At 71.4% G+C, this 19,214-nt stretch carries 17 protein-coding genes, 1 tRNA gene and 2 pseudogenes; 11 read left to right on the top strand and 9 right to left on the bottom strand.

Annotation, left to right across the window (positions count from 1 at the left end):
• Positions 1-17 precede the first annotated feature (17 nt).
• The 5 genes from Phou_RS52530 to Phou_RS12555 all read left to right on the top strand — a co-directional run bounded on the left by Phou_RS52530 (position 18) and on the right by Phou_RS12555 (position 4,572).
• The gene (locus tag Phou_RS52530) at positions 18-1,010 is read left to right on the top strand and encodes an NAD(P)/FAD-dependent oxidoreductase (protein ID WP_246273516.1); all 993 of its coding nucleotides are present in this window, start codon (positions 18-20) and stop codon (positions 1,008-1,010) included.
• Positions 974-1,675: an NAD(P)/FAD-dependent oxidoreductase gene (locus Phou_RS52525; RefSeq protein ID WP_246273515.1), complete on the top strand. Its 702-nt coding sequence runs from the start codon at positions 974-976 to the stop codon at positions 1,673-1,675. The genes Phou_RS52530 and Phou_RS52525 overlap by 37 nt, the downstream gene beginning before the upstream one ends.
• On the top strand, positions 1,672-3,093 hold the full coding sequence (locus tag Phou_RS12565; RefSeq protein WP_173056221.1) for an ATP-binding protein: 1,422 nt from the start codon (positions 1,672-1,674) through the stop codon (positions 3,091-3,093). Before Phou_RS52525 ends, Phou_RS12565 begins: the two co-directional genes overlap by 4 nt.
• Before the next feature lie 89 nt (positions 3,094-3,182).
• Positions 3,183-3,680: an RNA polymerase sigma factor gene (locus Phou_RS12560; protein WP_173056220.1), complete on the top strand. Its 498-nt coding sequence runs from the start codon at positions 3,183-3,185 to the stop codon at positions 3,678-3,680.
• Positions 3,681-3,774: 94 nt separating this feature from the next.
• Entirely contained in the window at positions 3,775-4,572 is a 798-nt protein-coding gene (locus Phou_RS12555; RefSeq protein ID WP_173056219.1) for a hypothetical protein, read from the top strand.
• A 51-nt stretch (positions 4,573-4,623) separates the two neighbouring features.
• On the opposite strand, the pseudogene Phou_RS12550 reads toward Phou_RS12555, so the two are convergent.
• The 4 genes and pseudogenes from Phou_RS12550 to Phou_RS12535 form a co-directional block, all read right to left on the bottom strand.
• Positions 4,624-5,633, bottom strand: a pseudogene (locus tag Phou_RS12550) (LacI family DNA-binding transcriptional regulator).
• On the bottom strand, positions 5,630-6,466 hold the full coding sequence (locus Phou_RS12545) for a carbohydrate ABC transporter permease (protein WP_173056218.1): 837 nt from the start codon (positions 6,464-6,466) through the stop codon (positions 5,630-5,632). Before Phou_RS12545 ends, Phou_RS12550 begins: the two are co-directional and overlap by 4 nt.
• Positions 6,463-7,440, bottom strand: a complete 978-nt coding sequence (locus Phou_RS12540) for a carbohydrate ABC transporter permease (protein WP_173056217.1) — start codon at positions 7,438-7,440, stop codon at positions 6,463-6,465. Before Phou_RS12540 ends, Phou_RS12545 begins: the two co-directional genes overlap by 4 nt.
• 65 nt (positions 7,441-7,505) lie before the next feature.
• Complete coding sequence (locus Phou_RS12535) at positions 7,506-8,819, bottom strand: ABC transporter substrate-binding protein (protein WP_173056216.1); 1,314 nt, start codon at positions 8,817-8,819, stop codon at positions 7,506-7,508.
• 166 nt (positions 8,820-8,985) lie between these two features.
• Here Phou_RS12535 and pdxR point away from each other — a divergent pair, with 166 nt between their 5' ends.
• On the top strand, positions 8,986-10,434 hold the full coding sequence (gene pdxR / locus Phou_RS12530; RefSeq protein ID WP_173056215.1) for a MocR-like pyridoxine biosynthesis transcription factor PdxR: 1,449 nt from the start codon (positions 8,986-8,988) through the stop codon (positions 10,432-10,434).
• Here pdxR and Phou_RS12525 read toward each other — a convergent pair.
• Both Phou_RS12525 and Phou_RS12520 read right to left on the bottom strand, forming a co-directional pair.
• Positions 10,382-10,723, bottom strand: coding sequence for a hypothetical protein (locus Phou_RS12525; protein WP_173056214.1), 342 nt, complete (start codon positions 10,721-10,723; stop codon positions 10,382-10,384). The two genes, pdxR and Phou_RS12525, sit on opposite strands and share 53 nt — an antisense overlap.
• A 68-nt stretch (positions 10,724-10,791) precedes the next feature.
• Positions 10,792-11,607, bottom strand: coding sequence for a GNAT family N-acetyltransferase (locus Phou_RS12520; protein WP_246273514.1), 816 nt, complete (start codon positions 11,605-11,607; stop codon positions 10,792-10,794).
• A gap of 71 nt (positions 11,608-11,678) precedes the next feature.
• Here Phou_RS12520 and Phou_RS54425 point away from each other — a divergent pair, with 71 nt between their 5' ends.
• On the top strand, positions 11,679-11,804 hold the full coding sequence (locus Phou_RS54425) for a hypothetical protein (protein WP_281365025.1): 126 nt from the start codon (positions 11,679-11,681) through the stop codon (positions 11,802-11,804).
• Here Phou_RS54425 and Phou_RS12515 read toward each other — a convergent pair.
• The 3 genes from Phou_RS12515 to Phou_RS12505 form a co-directional block, all read right to left on the bottom strand.
• Entirely contained in the window at positions 11,792-12,595 is an 804-nt protein-coding gene (locus tag Phou_RS12515; RefSeq protein WP_173056213.1) for a protein phosphatase 2C domain-containing protein, read from the bottom strand. The two genes, Phou_RS54425 and Phou_RS12515, sit on opposite strands and share 13 nt — an antisense overlap.
• A gap of 43 nt (positions 12,596-12,638) precedes the next feature.
• Positions 12,639-12,711 (bottom strand) — tRNA-Arg (locus tag Phou_RS12510).
• A gap of 118 nt (positions 12,712-12,829) precedes the next feature.
• On the bottom strand, positions 12,830-13,819 hold the full coding sequence (locus Phou_RS12505; RefSeq protein WP_173058296.1) for an alpha/beta hydrolase: 990 nt from the start codon (positions 13,817-13,819) through the stop codon (positions 12,830-12,832).
• Positions 13,820-14,014: 195 nt separating this feature from the next.
• Between Phou_RS12505 and Phou_RS12500 the strand changes: the two genes are divergently transcribed.
• The 4 genes and pseudogenes from Phou_RS12500 (at position 14,015) to Phou_RS12485 (ending at position 19,173) form a co-directional block, all read left to right on the top strand.
• Positions 14,015-14,878, top strand: a complete 864-nt coding sequence (locus Phou_RS12500; protein ID WP_173056212.1) for a single-stranded DNA-binding protein — start codon at positions 14,015-14,017, stop codon at positions 14,876-14,878.
• Between the two features lie 919 nt (positions 14,879-15,797).
• Entirely contained in the window at positions 15,798-16,826 is a 1,029-nt protein-coding gene (locus Phou_RS12495) for a cobalamin biosynthesis protein (RefSeq protein ID WP_173056211.1), read from the top strand.
• A 261-nt stretch (positions 16,827-17,087) separates the two neighbouring features.
• Positions 17,088-18,619: pseudogene (locus Phou_RS12490) on the top strand (cobyric acid synthase).
• Positions 18,616-19,173, top strand: coding sequence for a uridine kinase family protein (locus tag Phou_RS12485; protein ID WP_173056210.1), 558 nt, complete (start codon positions 18,616-18,618; stop codon positions 19,171-19,173). Before Phou_RS12490 ends, Phou_RS12485 begins: the two are co-directional and overlap by 4 nt.
• Positions 19,174-19,214: the final 41 nt, after the last annotated feature.

Here is a 19,214-nt window from a genome sequence, read left to right as displayed (position 1 = left end):
CGTGCTTTGATTGGGCAATGGCCAACCCAGCGATCGTGACGGTTGACGACGACCCGTCAGTCTCCCGGGCCGTCGCGCGCGATGTGCGGCGCCGCTACGGTCAGGACTACCGCGTCGTGCGGGCCAGTTCAGGAGCCGAGGCGCTGGATGCGCTCAAGGAGATAAAGCTGCGCGGTGAGCAGGTGGCGGTCCTGCTCGCCGACTACCGGATGCCCCAGATGAACGGCATCCAGTTTCTCGAAGCCGCCATGGACCTCTTCCCGCTGGCCCGGCGCGTGCTGCTGACGGCGTACGCGGACACGGAGGCGGCGATCGACGCGATCAACCTTGTCGACGTCGACCACTACCTGCTCAAGCCCTGGCACCCGCCGGAGGAGAAGCTCTATCCGGTGCTCGACTCGCTGCTGGACCAGTGGCAGGCAACGCCCGCGTCGCCCGAGGCCGACACCCGCGTGGTGGGCCACCGGTGGTCGGCCGAGTCGTTCGAGATCCGCGACTTCCTGGCCCGCAACATGGTGCCCTACCGGTGGTACCTCACGGAGGAGCCGGAAGGCCAGCGGCTGCTGAAGGCGTCCGGCGCGAGCGAGTCGGACATACCGCTCGTCATCACGCCCGACGGAAAGACGCTTGTGCGGCCGTCGGAGGCCGAGGTGGCCGCCCACGTGGGGCTCACCACCACCCCGGCGGCCGAGTTCTACGACCTGGCGGTGGTCGGCGCGGGCCCGGGCGGTCTCGGCGCCGCCGTGTACGGCGCGTCGGAGGGCCTGCGCACGATCCTCGTCGAGCGGCGGGCCACCGGCGGGCAGGCCGGCCAGAGCAGCCGGATCGAAAACTACCTGGGCTTTCCGGACGGGGTGTCGGGCGCGCAGCTGACCGATCGGGCCCGCCGCCAGGCACAGCGCTTCGGCGCCGAGCTGCTCACCGCGCAGGACGTCACCTGCCTCGACGTGAAGGGCTCCGCCCGGGTGCTCACGTGCGCCGGGGGCCGCAGATCGTGGCGCACACGGTGATCCTGGCGACCGGCGTGTCGTACCGGACGCTCGACGTCCCCGGCCTCGCCGAGCTCACCGGTCGCGGCGTCTTCTACGGCAGCGCGGCCACCGAGGCGCCGTCCTGCTCGGGCTCGGACGTCTACATCGTCGGCGGCGCCAACTCGGCCGGGCAGGCGGCGGTCTACTTCTCGCGGTACGCCTCGCGCGTGCACCTCGTCGTGCGCGGCGAAAACCTCGCCCAGTCGATGTCCGCGTACCTGATCGAGCAGATCGAGAGCATCCCGCGGATCCAGGTGCACACCATGACCGAGGTGACCGCCGGGCACGGCACCGAGCACCTTGAAGGGCTGACGCTGCGCGACCGGGCGACGGGGCAGGCGCGGGATGTCGACGCTTCGTGGCTGTTCGTCTTCATCGGCGCCGAGCCGCACACCAGCTGGCTCGACGGCCTGGTGGAGCGGGACACGCAGGGCTTCGTGGTGACCGGCCCCGATCTGGTCGTCGGCGGCAAGAGGCCCAAGGGGTGGCGGCTCGACCGCGACCCGTACCACTTGGAGACGAGCGTCTCCGGCGTCTTCGCCGCCGGCGACGTGCGGGCCAACTCGGTCAAGCGGGTGGCGTCCGCGGTGGGCGAGGGCGCGATGGCGGTCACGCTCGTGCACAGGTACCTGGAGGCGCAATGATCTCGAAGGACGACCTTCGCAAGCTGTTTCTCTTCGAGGCGCTCGATGAGGAGAAGCTGCAGTGGGTGCAGGACCACGGCACCGTGGTCGAGTACGAGGCGACCAGCCGCGTGTACTCGGAGGGTGAGCCGGCCACCTGCTTCGTCGTGCTGCTGGAGGGCGCGATCACGCTGACCCGGACCGTGCACGGGCAGGAGATCGAGGTCACCCGCACCGACCAGCTCGGGGTGTACGCCGGCGCGACCCAGGCGTTTCTGGGTGGCCAGGTCGACCAGAAGTACCCCAACTCGATGGTCGCCATCACGCCGGTGAAGGTGCTGGAGCTGCCGGCCGACCAGTTCGGCCCGACGCTGCGCAGCTGGTTTCCGATGGCCATGCACCTGATGGAAGGCCTCTTCTGGGGCCAGAAGCGGATGCAGAGCGCGGTCAGCGAGCGGGAGCGGCTCATCGCCCTCGGCTCGCTCTCGGCCGGCCTCACCCACGAGCTCAACAACCCGGCGTCCGCGGCCGTGCGTGCCACCGCCACCCTGCGCGACAAGGTCGCCGGCATGCGCCACAAGCTCGCGATGATCGCCGAGGGCAAGATCAACGTCAAGCAGCTGCACCGTCTCGTGGAGCTCCAGGAGGCGGCGGTCAAGCGCGCGGCCAACGCCCCGAAGCTCACCGCGCTGGAGTCGAGCGACGCCGAGGACGAGGTGGTCGACTGGCTCCAGGAGCGCAACCTCTCGCCCGGCTTCGAGTACGACCACGCCGCCACCCTCGTCGCCGGCGACGCCAACGTGGCATGGCTCGACCTGATCGCCGAAGCGGTCGACCCGAGCGACCTGCAGTCGGCGGTGAGCTGGCTGACATACACGATCGAGACCGAGCTGCTCATGGGCGAGATCGACGAGTCGGTCGGCCGCATCTCGGCGCTGGTCGGTGCCGCCAAGCAGTACTCGCAGCTGGACCGCGCCCCGCACCAGGTGGTCGACGTGCATAAGCTGCTCGACTCGACGCTGGTCATGATGACCGCGAAGATCTCGCCGGACGTGACGGTCGTAAAGGAGTACGACGTCACCCTGCCCGAGATCCCCTGCTACCCGGCCGAGCTCAACCAGGTCTGGACCAACCTGATCGACAACGCGCTTGGCGCGATGGGCGAGCGGGGCACGCTGACGATCCGCACCGAGCGCGACGGCGACCAGGTGGCGGTGACGGTCGGCGACACGGGCGTGGGCATCGCCCCGGACATCCGGCCGCGCATCTTCGAACCCTTCTTCACCACGAAGCCGGTGGGCGAAGGGACCGGGCTGGGCTTGGACATCTCGTACCGCATCGTGGTCAACAAACACCACGGCGACATCCGCGTGAAGAGCGAGCCCGGCAAGACCGAATTCACGGTCATCCTCCCGGTCGAGGAGGAGCCCGCCAGCTGAGGTAACCGTCCCGACTCCCCGACGTCATACGCAACCCTCCCCGTGGCTCACCGGTGTCTGACGTATGCGCGTTTCACGGGGAGGGCTCAGTGCTGGACGCTGAGGACTTCGACGAGTTCTACCGGAGCACCCGGGGGCGGGTCTGTGCGTACCTCTACGCGCTGACCGGCGATCTCGCCGAAGCGCAGGACGTTACCCAGGACGCGTACGCGAGGGCGTGGGAGCGCTGGGCGAAGGTCCGCACCTATGACAGTCCAGAGTCATGGGTGCGGATCGTCGCACGGAGGTTGGCGACGAACCGGTGGCGCAAGGCGCTGTCGCGCAGGATCGCCCACCGGCGGCACGGTCTTGTCGACTCGACTCCAGGGCCCACCGAGGACCTTGTCGCCATCACAGCGGCGCTCCGGCAGATCCCCGAACCTCAGCGGGTCGCCATCGTGCTGCACCACCTGATGGGGCTGACGGTCGAGCAGGTGGCTCGGGAGACCGGCGTCGCCGAAGGCACGGTGAAGGCCCGGCTGTCGCGTGGCCGAGGCGCGCTGTCCGCCCTGCTGAGCGTCGATGTCGAGGAGCCGGACCATGCCTGACCTCAGCCAGCGCCTGGCGCCTCTCATCCACTCCACCAGAGAGGTGAGTTTCCAGATGCCGTCAGAGATTCGTCGTCGTGGTGAACGCCGTCGCGTGGTCCGGCGTATCGCCGTCACCGGGCTGGTCGTCGTGACCGTGGCGGGTATCGGTGTGGGGTCCGCTTGGGCGCTGTCCGGTCCGGTGCCGGCACCGGACGTCGCCACCACTTCCACGCCCGCGGAACCAAGCGCGCCGGCGGTACCACCGACGCTGCCGGACCCCACCACGACCGTCCCTCCGCCGTCCACCGTTCCACCGGCCAGCTCCCCACCTGCGACGCCGCCGAGCGGTCCTCGCCGGTCGACCGGCGAACCCGCCGCGCCGACGGCGATCCCCACGGCCGCCATGCTTCGGCCGGCGGACGTCGGCTCCGGGTACAGCGCCTCCGACGCGCAGGAGGGAGACGACCACGGTTCGATCGCGATGATGATGAGCTACTGCGGGCAGGGCGACTACACCACCGCGGACGACCACCGGGTGGCCAACCGCAAGCGTAACGTCAGCCGCGACGACGACCGGTACGTCCTCGAACAGGTGAGCCGGTACGCGCCGACGTGGGCCGCTCGGCACATCGACGACCTGCGCGAGGTCCTGCCGAGCTGCACCACCGTCGACATCATGGGCGACCCGAACCGCCGGGCCACCCTGACCGTGGTCGGCACCGACTTCGCCGGCGACGGCGCGGTTCTGATCAGGGAAAACCTGAACGGAGCCGTCCAGTTCCACGCGGTCGTGCGGCAGGGTGACGTCGAGGCACGCCTGCGAATCCACACCGGTGCGACCGAAAGCCAGGCCCGCGCCATCGTCGTCGCGGCGGCGGGCCGCCTCTGCAGTACGACGCCAACCTGCTGATACCGGATCCTCGTGAACAGGACGCCGCCGGGCTCGGGCCCGGCGGCGTCCTCATGCGCTGTCCCGGACCACCAGGTGCGTCGGCAGGATGAGGGCGTTTTCGACCGGTTCACCTTCGGCGAGTCGCAGGAGGAGCCGCACCATCTCGCGGCCGATCTCGATGATCGGCTGGCGCACCGTGGTGAGCGGGGGTCCGTGTAGCTGGCGAACTCGGCGTCGTCGAAGCCGATCACCGCGACGTCGTCCGGCACCCTGCGGCCCGCCTCGCGGAGGGTGCGCAGCGCGCCGTCGGCCATCAGGTCCGAGGCGACGAACACCGCGTCCAGCTTGGGGTCGTCGTCGAGCAGGTGGCGCATCGCGACGGCGCCGGACTCCCTGGTGAAGTCGCCCACCGCGACGATCGATCGGCGGTCCGAGCCGCGCAGCGCGTCGCGGTAGCCGGCCAGGCGTTCGATGCCGGCGACCATGTCCTGTGGGCCGGCGATGGTGGCGATGCGCTGGCGTCCGGCGTCGAGCAGGTGCCGGACGGCGCTGGCCACGCCCGCCAGGTGGTCGATGTCCACATAGGGCACCGCGGCGCGGCCGAGCGGGCGGCCGCTGCACACCGAGGGCATGCCGATCCTGGCCAGCGCGCCCGGCAGCGGGTCCATGCCGTGCATCGAGGCGAACATGACACCGTCGACGTGGCGGCCCATCGCGTACCGCTCGATGCGGTCATGGCTCGCCGCGGAGCCGGCCATCATGAGCACCAGCTGGCGGTCCGCCGCCTCCAGCTCCTGGCTGACGCCGCGCACGATGCCGGGGAAGAGGGGATCGTCGGAGAAGACGCGGGTGGCGGTCTCCGGGAGCACCAGTGCTATTGAGTCCGTCCGTTGGGTGACCAGCGTCCGGGCGGCGAGGTTGGGCACGTAGCCCAGCTCGCGCACCGCCCGGCGGACGGCTTCCTGGATGGGCAGGGCGACCGTGGTGGAGCCGTTTACCACGCGGGAGACGGTGGCGCGTGAGACGCCCGCGCGGCGCGCCACCTCCTCCAGCGTCGGCCGCTCGCGTGCGGATGTCACGCCTTGACCGCGCCTTCCATGATCCCCCCGATGATCTGGCGTCCGAAGATGATGAAGACCACGAGCAGCGGCAGCGTGGCGATGGCGGTACCGGTGAAGACCTGCGACATGTCCTGGTAGTAGCCGTTGGACAGCGCGCGCAGGGAGAGCTGGACGGTCGGGTTCTCCGGGTCGTTGAGCACGGCGTAGGGCCACAGGAAGTCGTTCCAGGTGGTCATGAACGTGAGGAGGCCGAGCACCGCGGCGGCCGGCCGTAGCGCGGGCGCCACCACGCTGCGGAAGACGCGGAACGTGCTGCAGCCGTCCACCCGCGCCGCCTCGATCAGCTCGTTCGAGACGGCCTGGCTCGCGTACTGCCGCATCATGAAGACCCCGAAGCCGGTGACCAGCCCCGGCACGATCACGGCCTGCAGGCGGTCGTTCCAGCCGAGGTCGGTCATCAGCATGTACAGCGGGATGACGCCGAGCTGCGTGGGCACCATCATCGTCGCGATGATGACGAGCAGCAGCGCGTTGGAACCGCGGAAGCGGAGCTTGGCGAAGGCGAACCCGGCCAGCGACGAGAAGAACACCACGCTCACCGTGACGCAGCCGGCGACGATCGCCGAGTTGATCATGCCGGTGATGAAGCGGGCGTCAGCATTGGCGAAGAGCCGGTCCAGGTTGCCGGGCAGGTTGCCGCCGGGGGTGATCGGCGGCGGTACCTGTCCCATCGCGTCACTGGAGCGAGTGGCCACCACGAACATCCAGTAGATCGGGAACACCGACATCACGCCGGCGAGCAAGAGGGCGACGTAGGTGAGCCGCGTGCCCTTCCACAGACCGCCACTCATGATGACCGGGCCGCCCTTCGGATGATCAGTACGTTGACGATGGCCACGACGACGATGAGGGCGAACAGCATCCAGGCGACCGCGGCGCCGTACCCGAAGTTGTAGTTGGGGGCGAACGCGTTCTCGAACATGTACATCGTCATGGTTTGCGACTCGCGCAGCGGGCCGCCGCGGATCGAGTTGGTGCCGGAGTTGAACAGCAGGGGCTCGGTGAAGAGCTGGAGGCCGCCGATCGTGGAGATGATGACGCAGAAGATGATCGTCGGTCGCAGCATCGGCACGGTGATCGACCAGAACTGCCGTGCCGGCCGCGCGCCGTCGATGGAGGCGGACTCGTAGAGGTCGCGCGGTATCGCCTGCATCGCGGCCAGGAAGATGAGCGCGTTGTACCCGGTCCACCGCCAGTCGACCATCGTGGAGATGGCGATCCAGGAGCCCAGCTTGCTGGCGTTCCAGTCGATCGGGCCGACGCCGACGAGGCCGAGAGCCCAGTTGATCAGGCCGAAGTCGCGGCTGAAGAGCTGCCCGAAGACGATGGCAACGGCCGCCGTCGAGGTGATGTTGGGGATCAGCACACCCATCCGGAAGAACGTGCGCGCGCGGAGCTGGCGGTTGAGCAGGTTGGCCAGCCAGAGCGCGAGCAGCAGCTGCGGCACCGTCGAGATCACGAAGATCCCGAGCGTGTTGTACACCGAGTTCCAGAAGTCGCTGTCGCTCATCAACGCGCTGTAGTTCGCCAGCCCAACGAAGGGGTGCTCCTGCGCGAGCAGGTCCCACTCGTGCAGCGAGACCCAGAACGTGTACACGAGCGGGTACGCGCCGAACACCGCGAAGAGCACGAAGAACGGCGCGATGTACAGGTACGGCGAGTACTTCACGTCGACGTGGCTCAACCGCGGCCGCCGGGGTGGCCCGGGACGCCGGTGCTTGACCGGCGTCCCGGGCTGGGTGCGGAGTTCGAGGCTGGTGGCCACTTACTGAGCCTGTCCCTCTTCGCGACTGCGGGGCTCGGTCGCTAGCGCTCCCTCACTCCTCGCGCTCATTTGTCAGCCGCCTTCTTCGCGTTGTTCACGGCATCGGTCCAGCCGTCTGTGGGACTGCGTTGACCGAGCTCGACCGTGCGCACCGCGTTTTCTACCTCCGTCCGCACCGCCTGGTTCTTCGGTCCCATGTAGACCGGCTTGAGGCTCTTGGCGCCGGCGCCGAAGATCTTGCCGGTGGGCGCGCCACTGAAGTACGCGCTTGTCGCGCCGGTGATCGCCGGGTCGTCCAGCGCCTGCGGCGAGGAGGGCAGCGGGCCCTTCGCCTTGAACGCGCCGATCTGGCCCTGCACGCTGGTCAGGAACTTGGCCAGCTCGATCGCCTCGGCCTGGTGCTTGCTCTGCTTGGGCACGGCGAGGAACGAACCGCCCCAGTTGCCGCCGTTACCGGGGACGGTGGCGATGTCCCACTTGCCGGAGGCGCCCGCGCCCGCGTTGCCCTCGATGACGCCGGTCATCCAGGCGGGGCAGGCGATGGTGGCGAACTTGGCCTGCTTGAACGCGGCCACCCAGTCGTCGGACCAGGCCTGGTACTTGCCGGACAGGCCCGAGTCGATGATGTCCATCGTGGTGTCCCAGGCCTTCTTCACGGCCGGGTTGCTGTCCACCACGAGGTTGTTGCTCGTGTCGTAGTAGTGGTAGCCGCCGGTGGCGCCACCCTCCTGGAGCACGATCGTGTTGAACGTGTTGGTGGCCGCGTCGAGGAACGCCGCGCCGGTGTTCTTCGCCTTGAACTGCTCGCCGACCTTGATGTAGTCCTGCCAGGTGGGCCAGAGCTTCGAGACCTCTTCGCGGTCGGTCGGCAGGCCCGCCTTCTCGAACAGGTCCTTGCGGTAGCACATCGCCATGCCACCGACGTCGGTGCCGAGGCCGACCAGCTGCTTACCGTCCGGCGTGAGGCCCTGGCTCCACTTCCACTCCATGAAGTTGCTCTTCAGCTCGCCCGCGCCGTGGTCGAGCAGGTTGACGAAGTTGCCGGGGTTGGCCTTGTACTCGACGAGCAGGCCCTCCTCGATCGCCACGATGTCGCCGGCGCCCTTGCCGGCCGCGAGCCACTGGGTGAGCTTCGGCGAGTACTCGTCGAGGTTGCTGCCGGTGCCCCGCTCGACGATCTTCACGTTGGGGTGGCTCGCCTCGTACTGCTTGTAGAGGTCGTCATATCCGAACTGCCCGAAGACGTCGACCGTCAGCGTGATCGGTCCGTCTCCGCTACCGCTGTCTCCATCGTCGCCGCCGCAGGCGGCCAGCAAAGTCGCCGTAGTGACGGCGACTGCCACGGCCGCAATACGGCGACCGCGGGAGTTGACATGCATGGGTGCCCCTCTCGCGCCGCGCTCAGTGAGAGCGCTCTCACACGTGCAGGGTTGTGCTTGGTAACGCGCTTGTCAAGAGAGCGCTCTCAAGATGTTACGGAACGATTCCCTGTGCATTTGTGAGAGCGCTCCCACGGCTGTCGCCGGTTCAGCTAGGCTGCGGGCAATGGACATCCACGTCAGCCTGACCGGGCGTCGTGACCTTGCGGCCGGCATCTACCGCCAGCTGCTGGACGCGATCCTGGACGGACGCCTGCGCTCGGGGGAGCGGCTGCCGCCCACCCGTGATCTCGCGCAGCGGCTGGAGGTCTCCCGCAACACGGTCGCCGTGGCGTACGAGCGGCTGACCGCCGAGGGCTTCCTGGTCAGCAAGGTGGGCGACGGCACGTACGTGTCGACCGAGCCGCTCGGCCGCCTCCGCTCACGGGCCGCGCCGTCCGGCTCGACAGTGCTGCCGAGGCCGGTCTGGCGCACGCTGGCGGTGCCCGCGGTCAGGGAGTCCACCGTGGAGTACGACTTCGCGGTCGGCGTGCCGGACGGCCGCTTCTTCCCGATCGAGACCTGGCGGCGGCTTGTCGCCCGCGAGCTGCGCGCGTCCACGGTGCGCTCGGCCACGTACGGCGACCCGCGCGGCCACGCCGGCCTGCGCGCCGCTATCGCCCGCCACATCGGTGTGGCCCGGTCGGTGCGGGCCAGCGCGGACGACGTGCTGGTCACGCACGGGGCGCAGCAGGCACTCGACCTGATCGGGCGGGTGCTCGTCGAGCCGGGAACCACGGTCGCGGTGGAGGAGCCCGGCTACTGGCCCGCCCGACTGCTCTTCCAGTCGCTCGGCGCGCGCGTCATCGGCGTGCCGGTGGACGGCGAGGGCATCGACGTGGCCGCGATCCCGGCCGCCGCCCGGCTCGTCTACGTCACGCCGTCACATCAGTTTCCGATGGGTACCCCGCTCTCGCTCGCCCGGCGCGCGGCGCTGCTGGCCTGGGCCGAGCGGCGGGACGCGCTCGTGATCGAAGACGACTACGACAGCGAGTTTCGCTTCGAGGACCGGCCGCTGGAGCCGCTGCAGAGCCTGGACCGCAGCGGGCGGGTGGTGTACGTCGGCTCGTTCAGCAAGACGCTCCTGCCCATGCTGCGCCTCGGCTTTCTCGTCGCGCCGGCCTCGCTGCAACCCGCGCTCGCGCACGCCAAGCTGCTCACCGACTGGCACGGCGACCTGCCCACGCAGGCGGCGCTGGCCCGCTTTATCGACGAAGGGCTCCTGGCGCGGCACGTGCGCAAGGCAAACCGGCAGTACGCCGAGCGGCACGCCCGGATCGTCGCCGCGCTGGAACGGGACTTCGCGCCGTGGCTGCGGGTGGTGCCCTCCGCGGCGGGCCTGCACCTGTGCGCGCTCTCCACAGTGGAGCTTGAACCGGTCGTGGCCGCCGCCCGCTCCAGCGGCGTGGGTGTGCAGGCGCTGAGCGACTACCACCTCGGCGAGCCGGAGCGGGAAGGGCTGGTGATCGGGTACGGCGCGATCGGCACCGAACGGATCGGTGAAGGGCTGCGCCGCCTCCGGGCTAGCTTTGCCAGCGGCGCACGGCCTCGCGGAGGCGAGCCACCGCCTCACTGAGCTCGGCGTCCGCGCCGGCGCGGCCGCTCAACTCGTCGAGGTATGCCTCCAGGACCAGCTTGTGCGGCTTGTCGGAGCAGAGCTCGGCCTTGATCACGTCGATCTGGTCGGACACGCCACGCGGGTCGACAAGGTGGCCGCGGCGCTCCTCGAAGGTCTGATCCAGCGTGAACATCGCGGCGCCCACCGCCTCGCGGGGCGTCGCCGGGTCGCGGCGCAGGCGGTTGGCCAGCACGTCGAGCAGCAAGCCGCCGGCGAGGAACACGAGCTCGAACTTCTCCTTGGCCACCCGCGACCTCCTATATAGAGGGTTGTCATCACAAAGGGTCGGCGCGCGGGTACCTGCTGTCAAGGACTTCAGCCCAGTGCTTGCATCATCGGGACGAACCACCTTCCGCGGTCACCTGGCAGCGGCCCGCCGCGCGCCATGACCGCGGTCGAGGTGCGCAGCTCCAGCCCGCGTTTCACGGCCCACGCGTGCAGCTCCGGGTGCCGGCCGTCGAGGTCGAGGCGGACCGGACCGTCCACACCGGCCGCCACGTCGGCGATCAGAGCGCGGGCCTCCGCGACAGAGCCGGCCATCACCGGCCCGATCACGGTGTTGCCGTGGTTTGGCCAGGCGGCGGCGTACCCCGTGATGCCTGCCTTGCCCTCGACGGTGCGCACCTGCGCCGCGAAGCCGGACAGGCGGTCGATGAGGATCGCCCGGTCCGCGCCGTTGACCTCCGTGTCGAGGCGGTGGATCGCGTCCAGGTCGTCCGGCGTGGCCGGCCGGGAGGCGTGCCCGCCGGGGCCGGTGAAGTGCCCGACGTGCGTGAACGTGCTCCCGACGCTGACGAAGCCGAGGCGTTCGTAGAGCGGGCGCCCGTACTCCGTGGCGTTGAGCACGACCGTCGCGGCGCCGGCCTCGCCGATCGCGTGCACCATCAGCGCGCGGCCGAGCCCTTGCCGCTCGTGATCCTTGGCGACGAGCACCATGCTGATCGCGGCCAGGCCGCCCTGGTAGCTGGTCAGGACCGTGGTGGCGATGACGCGGCCGGCGGCGTCGCGGATCCCGTACACGGTGCCGATGTCGAACAGCAGGCGCCACTTGTGCCGCTCCGGCGGCCAGTCCCGATCCTGTGCGAGGTCGAGGCAGGCGTCCAGGTCGTCAACGGTGAGCTGTTCGATCACGCCACCGATCGTGGCTGGCACCCCGCCGTCCGGCAAATCGGTTACTCGCCGCACCTGGCAGGCTGGCGCGGGTGGAGTGGGAGTTCGCCGGAATCCTGATCGCCGCCTCGTGCTGCCTGTGGGCCACCGCCGGGGTGGCGCTGGCGCTGGGGCTGATGTGGTGGCGGCGCCGCGGTGGGCGCTCTCACGACACGTAGACGGCGGTCGCGTCGTCGCTTGCCTTGTTGCGGGGCCATCGGGCGCCGGCAGGGTCGCCGGCCTCCACGGCGCGTACCCGCTCGATCAGCCCTTCCGGACCGTGCGACTCCAGCAGGTCGAGCACGCCCGCCCAGTCCAGCCGCGCGAACGGCGCCACGATCCGCGCCGCCCCGTCGGACAGCACCGCCAGCCGCCGTAGGCCGTCGCGGGGCTCCTCGCCGGTGATCGCGTGACCGGCGGCGGCCGGGTCCGCGGCGGCGACCCAGAAGCCGTCCGGGCGGTTGCGCAGCGCCAGCTCCGCGTGCTTCATGCGCAGGAGGGCGGCCCGCTTCTGCGGCGAGCCGATGGGGTGGCGGTCGGCCGCGCGGCGTTCCGCGGTGGCGGCGGCCTCGATCCGGCTGTCGGTGACCACCCGCAGGCCGCCGGTGGTGTCCATGAGGACGGTGGTGTCGCCGAGGACCAGGTACTCGACCGTGCGTTGCCCGAGCCGGACGACCGCCACGGTGGCCGAGGGCGTCGCCGGATGTCCCAGGTCACACGCCGGATGCCGGGCCGCCGTCAGCTCGATCGCCCGGGCAAGTGCGGCGCCGAGGGGCAGGTCGGGGTCGGCCGCGAGGGCGGCGATGGCCGCGCCGAGGGTCGCCGTGTACCAGGAGACGCCGTGCCCGCAGCCGGTCGCGGTGCGTGCGGTCTGTCCGTCGAGGACTACTGTGAGATGCTGGCTGGCGAACGCCCAGTCTTCGTTGGGCGCGGCCGGGTCGGCCGGCCGGCTCGCGGTTGCGACGCGCAAGGAACACCATCAAACGTGAATCTGTTTCGGATTAGCTTGGATGCGCGCTCGGCAGGATTCGAACCTGCGACCAACTGCTTAGAAGGCAGCTGCTCTATCCGCTGAGCTACGAGCGCACGGCGCCATGACGGCAACACTGGCCAGCACATACTAGGTTTCCAGGTGCGCGGCTGACGAGCACCGGCTTTACGGCCGATGCCGGTGTCGGACCCTCAGGCAATGCACAGCCGACCCTCAGGCGGTGTCGGCGGCGCGGCCGACCTCGTCGATCTCCAAGGGACGCTCGACGTATGCGCCCATCCAGCGCTCCAACTCGTCGAACACGCGCGCCCGCACCGCCGGCCCGGAGAGCGTGAGGTCGTGCATGCCGCCGTCGATGCGTACCACCGTGACGTGCGGGCCGAGGCCGGGCGCCCACCGCACCATGTGCTCCACGTCGAGTACCGCGTCGGCGAGGGCGGCCGCCTCGTGCCAGGTGGAGCCGCGGAAGCTCCGTGCCGAACAGGCCAGTAGCACCGGCGCCGGGATGGCCAGGCCGGCACGCAGCCGTCGCTGCGCCTCGCGAATCGCACCGAGCCACCCGGCCCGTACCGGAAATCCGACGAGCGGCTTCCACGCCAGGTCGTAGGTCCACTCGCCGCGCTGCTCGGTGTGGATCGTCTCGCCGTACACGGCGGAAAGGGCGAGTGGCACGATGCGCCGCGGTCGCGTGCGGCCGACGCGCGCGACGGCGGCCGCGACGGGTCTGCGCATCAACCAGCGGGCGTTGAAATCGAAGAACGGGCTGTTGAGGAAGAGGCCGTCGACCAGCGCCTTGTCGCGGCGGTCGTGGGCCCACAGCGAGATGATCAGGCCGCCGGTGGAGTGGCCGTTGACGAGCAGCGTGTCGTGGCCGTCCTCGTCCCGGATGATTCGCGCGGCGGCGTCGAGCTCGGGGTAGTACTCGGTGAGGGTGCGGCAGAAGTTGGGCGTCTGGTGGGGCAGGAGGCTGCGCCCGTACTTGCGCAGGTCGAGCGCGTAGAAGTCCCAGCCGCGGTCGGTGTAGAAGTCGGCCAGGTGGGTCTGGAAGAAGTAGTCGACGAACCCGTGCACGTACAGCACCGCGCGCCCGGTGGGCGCTTGGGCGCGGCGGGAGACCAGGGTCGCGACGACCGGTCCCTCTTCGTCGTGGCCGAGCTCGATGACCCTGCTCCGGTACGGCTCGCCGAGCACGTCCACCACCACGCCGTCCTCCATTTCGGGAACGGTACGCCATGGTCGTGGCTAGCACATCCACGCTTGATCAGGGCGTTATCCACAGGGTGGGCGGCCATCCACAGGCGGGGATCGCGCGGTGGCGCGGCCCGTCCCGTGAGGCCCACGCTTTCGAACGAGTCGACTCGCACCACAAGCCCTTCGGACCCCTGTAGGGGAGACGCGATGTTTGACACTTATCTCACGATTATCGGAAATGTTCTTACGGCGCCCGAGTGGCGGCGCACCAGCCAAAGCGGCATCTTGGTGGCCAACTTCAGGGTCGCCTCGACCGCGCGCCGCCTCGACCGCGAGTCGGGGAGGTGGATCGACGGCAACAGCCTGCGTGTCCGGGTGAGCTGCTGGCGCAGGCTCGCCGAGGGTGTGGCGTCGAGCGTGATGGTGGGCGACCCGGTGGTCGTGATCGGCCGCCTGTTCACCCGCGACTGGAGCGACACCGAGGGAAACGCCCGCGTGACGTACGAGATGGAGGCCGTGGCCGTGGGCCACGACCTGTCCCGCGGTCGTGCCCGGTTCGCCCGCACCCGCCCCGCGGTGGGCACCAGCTCGGTGGAGGACGACGAGGCGGAGAGCCGCGTGCGCGGCGAGGCGACGGAGCCGGTGCCGGAGGGCGAGGTGCCCACCCGGCTCGGTGACCACCCGTTCGACGACATCCCGGATCCGGACTTCGGCGCCGTGCCGGCCTCGTCCGCCTCGGCGTTCGACCCGCTGGCCGCGATGCGCGGTGGCCGCGACTTCGACGACCTCGACTCGTTCGTGCCGGCCTACGCGGCGGCGGACCCGTCCGACGCCGAGGACGACACCGACGACGACGCGGACGACCTGGACGAGGCGGAGGAGAGCACCGACTCGCCGGCCGGCGGCGGGAGCGCCGACATGCTGCCCGGCGACGGCGCCGAGCCGGACCGGGGCGTGCCCCGCACGGGGACCGGCCTGCCCGACCCGGACAGCGGCGCGGGGTCGGACACGCCCGCCGCCGGCTCGACACGCGGTCGCCGCGGCAGGAGCCGCACGCCGGTGCCCGCCTAGGGAGGAGACGCCCGCCCGCGGGTTCGGCTGGCGACGAGCTGCCCGAAGGGCGGGTGGGTGTCAGGGCCTGCCCCAGGCCCGGACGCCGCCGGCGGTGGCCCTCGTGCCTCCCGAGGAGGGCCACCGCCGGTCAACAGGACCAGCGAGGCCGGTCGGTCCGCCTCACCGACGACCTCGCACCGCCCGTCTCGCGCGGAAACCAGCCCGCCCGAGCGAGACGGGTGCCCGCCGGGACCCACCCTGCGCGGTCCCGGCGGGCCTCTGTTTGTCCCCGTCATCACCCGGCGGCCGCTCGCCGGCCGCGCGCTGCGTCGACTGGTTAGCGGACCGCGGGGGCGGCCGGCCGGGCGTCGCTGCGGCAGGTCGTGGGCCGGCCCGGGCGGATGCGCTGCCGAGACGGTGAGTGCGGCGGGCTCGCGGGGTGAGCCGGCCGGGGTGCGTGCGGCATTTCACGGGCCGGATTGGGCCGGGTGCGGGCTCGCCGAGGCGGCGGACGTGGCGGGCTGCGTCGGTGGGCGCGGCAGGTATGGACCAAGGCCTGGCGGTGGGCCGTGGGGTTGGGCCTCATCGGTGAGTGCGGTGAGGGCGGTGAGTGCGGTGGGTTCGTCAGTTGCCGGCCTGGCCGGGGCGGGTGCGGGTGGGCCGCGAGTTGGGCTGCGTTGCTGAGCGCGGTGGGCATCGGTGGGTGCGGGCCTGGCCGGGCTCGAGGTGCGGCGAGGTCGCGGGGGTTGGGCCGCGTCGGTGAATGCGGTGGGCATTCGTGGGTGTGGCACGTGTGAGCCTGGGCCGGTCGGTGAGTGCGGCGGGTCCCGGAGCCAGAGGCCGAGGTGGCGGTGCGGCAGGTGGCCCGGATGCGGGGTCCGGAGAGGCCCTAGGCTGCGTGAGGAGGTGAGGTCATGCGACCGGGAGTCGGGGCCGGATGAGCCTGGCCAATGCGGCGGGCCTGCTCGCCGGGTTCGCCGTCGACGCGCTGGTGGGAGACCCGCGGCGCTTTCATCCGGTGGCCGGGTTCGGGCGGGCGGCGACCGCGCTCGAGCGGCGTCTCTACCGGCCGGACCGGGCGGCGGGTGCGGTGTTCACGGCGGTCGCGGTGGGGGTGCCGGTCGCGGCGGCGGTGGCGGCGAGTGTGGCCACGCGGCGGCGGCCGTTGGCGCGTGCGGCGCTCGTGGCGGCCGGCACGTGGGCGGTGCTGGGCGCGCGTACGTTGCGGCGGGAAGCCGGCCACATGGCGGGCGCGCTGGAGCGCGCGGATCTGCCCGCGGCCCGCGACCGTCTCAGCCACCTCTGCGGGCGGGATCCGGCGGCGCTCGACGAGCCGGAGCTGGCCCGCGCGACCGTGGAGTCGGTCGCGGAGAACACGTCCGACGCGGTCGTGGCGCCGCTCTTCTGGGGTGCGGTCGCCGGGCTGCCCGGGCTGGTCGGCTACCGCGCGGTCAACACGCTCGACGCGATGGTGGGGCACAGGTCGGCGCGCTACGCGAGGTTTGGCACGGCGGCCGCGCGGCTCGACGATGTGCTCAACCTCCTGCCGTCCCGGCTGACCGCCGCGCTGACGGTGGCCGCCACGCCGGTGGTGCACGGGGAGCGGGCGGAGACGCTGCGGGTCTGGCGGCGGGACGGTGCCGACCACCCCAGCCCCAACGCCGGCCACTGCGAGTCGGCGATGGCTGGTGCGCTCGGCGTCCGGCTCGGTGGCCGCAACGTCTACTTCGGACGGTCGGAGACGCGTCCATTTCTGGGTGACGGGCCGCGGCCGGCGGCGCTGGACATCCGCCGTGCGGCGCGCCTGTCCGGCACGGTCGGCATGGCCGCAACAGCCCTGGCGGCCGGGGTCGCGGCGGCGGTGGGCCTGGCCACGCGCGGTGCGCGCCGTAACGGTCGATCGGCCCGCACGGGACGCGGCGCGAGCAGCGAGTTGGTCGCCCGCCGGGAGCAGGGCGCGACATGAGCGGCGGGACCGGTCATCGCCCGCCGCATGCGGGGCGGCACGAGCGGCGAGTTGGTCGCCCGCCGCGGGCGGGGTGCGGCATGAGTGGCAGGTCGGTCATCGCGCGGCGTTCGACTTGGCGCGGTTTGGATGGCGGGCCGCCCATCGCGCGGGGGCGCGGCGCGAGCGGCGAGTTGGTCGCCCGACGTGGGCAGGGGGCGGCATGAGCGGGACGAGCGGCAGCGGCGGATCGGTCGTCGCGCGGCGAGCCTGGGGCGTGGCGTGAACGGCGGGTTGCTCGTGGCCGGCACCACGTCGGACGCGGGCAAGAGCGTCCTCACCGCGGGCATCTGCCGCTGGCTGCACCGGCAAGGGGTCAAGGTGGCGCCCTTCAAGGCGCAGAACATGTCCAACAACTCCGCCGTCGTGGTTGACAGTGCGGGTCGTGGGGGTGAGATCGGGCGGGCGCAGGCGATGCAGGCGGCCGCTTGTGGGGTGGCCGCGGACGTGCGGTTCAACCCCGTGTTGCTCAAGCCGGGCAGCGACAGGTCGAGCCAGGTGGTGTTGCTCGGCGAGGCGGTCGACACGGTGACGGCGGGCAACTACCGGGCCTTGCGGCCGCGGCTGGCCGAGGCGGTGTTCGACACGCTGGCGGGGCTGCGAGACGAGTACCAGGTGGTGGTCTGTGAGGGTGCTGGCAGTCCGGCGGAGATAAACCTGCGCGAGGGCGACTTCGTCAACATGGGGTTGGCGCGGCGCGCGGGGTTGCCGGCGATCGTGGTGGGTGACATCGACCGGGGTGGGGTGTTCGCGGCGCTGTTCGGGACGGTGGCGCTGCTGGAGCCGGCCGACCAGGCGCTGGTGGCCGGGTTCGTGGTCAACAAGTTTCGGGGGATCCGGGGCTGCTCGCGCCCGGGCTGGAGATGATCCGGGCGGCGACCGGGCGGCCCGTGCTGGGCGTGTTGCCGTGGCAGCTCGACCTGTGGCTGGACGCGGAGGACTCCCTCGCGTACGGGCGGGTGCTCGGCCGCCCCGCCTCCCCGCGCGGCCGGGAGTGGCTGCGGGTCGCGGTCGTGCGGCTGCCCCGCGTCTCCAACGCGACCGACGCCGAGGCGCTGGCCACCGAGCCGGGCGTGCGGGTGCGGCTCACGATCGAGCCGGCTGAGCTGGCCGATGCGGACCTGGTGGTGCTGCCCGGCTCGAAGTCCACAGTGGACGATCTGGCGTGGCTGCGGGAGACGGGGCTCGCGGATGCCGTGCTCGCGCACGCGGCGTCGGGGCGGCCGGTGCTCGGCATCTGCGGCGGCTTCCAGATGCTCGGCGCGCTCGTGCACGACGAGGTGGAGAGCCGGCGGGGCACCGTGCCTGGGCTGGGACTCTTGCCGGTAGAGGTGACGTTCGGGGCGCGCAAGACGCTGGCCCAGTCGGCGGGTGTGGCGTTCGGGTCGGTGCCGGTGCGGGGTTACGAGATCCACCACGGGTACGTCTCGCGCGCCGACCCGGGGCTCGCGCCCTTCATCCGGTACGTGGACGGCCGGGGCGAGGGGGCTGTGGCGGGCAACGTGTTCGGGACGCACTGGCACGGTGCTTTCGAGTCGGACGAGTTTCGGCGGCGGTTTCTGGCCGAGGCGGCGCGGCTGGCGGGGCGGTCGGGCTTCGCGGTGGCGCCGGACACGGTGTTCGCGGCGGCCCGGGAGCGGACGCTGGACCTGCTCGGCGACCTCGTGGAGGAGCACCTGGACACCGGCGCGCTGTGGCGGCTCATCGAGTCGGGGACGCCGCGCCTCCCGTCGATCAGCGCGGTGCTGGCGTGAGCGGGGCCGCGCTGGCGGACATCGCGGGCGAGATTTGGGCGCGCTCACCCCGGCTGGGTGACACGCGGCTCGTGGCGGTCGACGGGCCGAGCGGGGCGGGCAAGACCTCGTTCGCCGCGCGGCTGGCCGGCGCGATCGGACCGGGGACGCCGGTCGTGCACCTCGACGACCTGCTCGACGGGTGGGACGACCAGGTCACCTTCTGGCCGCGGCTGGAGGAGTGGGTGCTGGCCCCGCTGCGCGAGGGGCGCGCCGGGCGGTACCGGCGGTACGACTGGGTGGCGGGGCACTTTGCTCCAGAGTGGACTGAGGTGCCGCCGGCGCCCGTGGTGGTGCTGGAGGGCGTCACGGCGGCGCGGAAGGAGGCCAGGCCGGAGCTGACCTTTTCGATCTTCCTGACCGCCCCGCTCGAAGAACGGATCCGCCGCACGGATCGCCGAGATGGCGGGACACTCTCGGCGTACCTCGAAAAATGGCGGCGTGGCGAGGAGGCGCACTTTGCCGCGGACGCCACCGCCCACCATGCTGATTTGATCTTGGATACGACCACCTAGGGAGATATCCGGGATGCCAGCCATGGACGCGGTGGACACGC

Origin of the sequence: Phytohabitans houttuyneae, from assembly GCF_011764425.1 — a bacterium.
GTDB classification, from domain to species: Bacteria; Actinomycetota; Actinomycetes; order Mycobacteriales; family Micromonosporaceae; genus Phytohabitans; species Phytohabitans houttuyneae.
This window is presented reverse-complemented; position numbering and strand designations above follow the sequence as displayed.

Excerpts from the sequence above, each read along its gene's own strand:
- Phou_RS52530 (WP_246273516.1), top strand. The coding sequence starts at position 18 with ATGGCCAACCCAGCGATCGTGACGGTTGACGACGACCCGTCAGTCTCC.
- Phou_RS12565 (WP_173056221.1), top strand. The coding sequence starts at position 1,672 with ATGATCTCGAAGGACGACCTTCGCAAGCTGTTTCTCTTCGAGGCGCTC.
- Phou_RS12545 (WP_173056218.1), bottom strand. The coding sequence starts at position 6,466 with ATGAGTGGCGGTCTGTGGAAGGGCACGCGGCTCACCTACGTCGCCCTC.
- Phou_RS12535 (WP_173056216.1), bottom strand. The coding sequence starts at position 8,819 with ATGCATGTCAACTCCCGCGGTCGCCGTATTGCGGCCGTGGCAGTCGCC.
- pdxR (WP_173056215.1), top strand. The coding sequence starts at position 8,986 with ATGGACATCCACGTCAGCCTGACCGGGCGTCGTGACCTTGCGGCCGGC.
- Phou_RS12500 (WP_173056212.1), top strand. The coding sequence starts at position 14,015 with ATGTTTGACACTTATCTCACGATTATCGGAAATGTTCTTACGGCGCCC.
- Phou_RS12495 (WP_173056211.1), top strand. The coding sequence starts at position 15,798 with ATGAGCCTGGCCAATGCGGCGGGCCTGCTCGCCGGGTTCGCCGTCGAC.